The sequence below is a fragment of the Endozoicomonas sp. SESOKO3 genome, assembly GCF_024606255.1.
Window position 1 is genome coordinate 1 of record NZ_JAHHPR010000336.1, and the last position, 1,391, is coordinate 1,391.

Here is a 1,391-nt window from a genome sequence, read left to right on the forward strand (position 1 = left end):
ATTCATCCCTTTGGTTTTGCTCTGAAGGTGGCAAGGTGCTTAGGTATTCCCTGATCTTCATCAGGCTGCACTCTGCGTCCGATTCAAGGGCCATCCCCGGAAGATAGCGGGCTAAACAATGGGTATCCAGAGGGTGTTGTTCAAGCGCATTCATTGCCCGGACTGAAACACATTTGAACGGTGGCACAGACAGTCCTATTGCCTGCATGAGCTGCAGAAACATTCCCTTGCCCCCGAGCAGTTCACGGCATGGGGGAGAGTTGTCAGTAGCCAGACCCGGGACAGATGCACTGCAAAGGCGCTTGGTAATTGGCGTTGTGCAGACAGGGATGGTGTCAGTATCCCTGAAATACCTATTGGATGAACTACTGGCCCGGCTATCCTTATTCGGATTCGTTGCGGGGACTTGATGACATGTTTTTTCAGATCCGGCGGGTAACATAAATATATCCCTTCAAAGTTAATATTCATCCATGACTTAATGGCCAAGGGGCTGTCAAATCAATCAATTAACTTCGTTAGACTGGGATCTTTTTATAAAGTTCCTCCGTTAGCCTGAAACACGCAATAGAAAAAAACAACGATAAGTAAAAAGTACTATCAGCCATGGCCATTAGAATCATTTTTTTTATCGCTTCGTAGTCTTTTACTGGCATATCTCAGAGCGTCCGGTTCATTTGCTACAGCAGCCATGACCACCTCTTTATTATCCTGAAGTTCCGGGCTTGCATAAATCAGCGCCAGGCCATTTTGACTGACTGCAGCCATGACCACCTTTGTATTACCCTTAAGTTCCCGGCTTGCATAGTCCAGCGCCAAGCCATTTCGACTGACTGCGGCAATGACAACATCGTTATCATTCTTCAGTTCTTTACTCGCATACATCAGGTCATCTGGATATTCTGCAATGGCTGCTAATACCAGCTCTCTATCATTCAGAATCCGTTGACTGGCATATTTCAGTCCGTGATTCAGCAAGATATTCCTGACCTTGTCTTTATCATCTGAAAGCGGATGAGCCGGTGGAAGATAAAACTCCAGTCTGTAACACCAGGATGGATTGATAACAAAGTATTGATTGCTCAGGCCATACACCTGCTCAATCAATTGGGGAGCGTAAACGGTATCTTCCAATAAATAATGATGCAAGAGCTCCGATCGAGTGCCCTCAGCGATCTCATCACTCATTAACAGTTCATGCAGACTGTCCTCTGATTTTTCCTGCTGAGATACCAGGAACTCACACTCAGCTAACCGCCGTGCATAGTGAATAAACTGTTGGAGTGGGTTGCTTAACAATCGGCAACAATCGCGATCAATATGGAAACCACCCCCATAAAACATTGAGAAAAGGCAATGTTGAAAGTCGAATCTATCGGCTTCTGTCGCAA

Annotated in this window: 2 protein-coding genes; both read right to left on the reverse strand. The window is 45.9% G+C overall.

Annotated elements, in window-relative coordinates; translation table 11 throughout:
* Window positions 1–442, reverse strand: a 442-nt coding sequence (locus KDK18_RS05925) for a hypothetical protein (RefSeq protein WP_257253904.1), incomplete at its 3' end; no start/stop codon positions are given.
* Between the two features lie 158 nt (window positions 443–600).
* A partial coding sequence (locus KDK18_RS05930) for a DUF4116 domain-containing protein (RefSeq protein ID WP_257253907.1) occupies window positions 601–1,391 on the reverse strand: 791 nt, incomplete at its 5' end.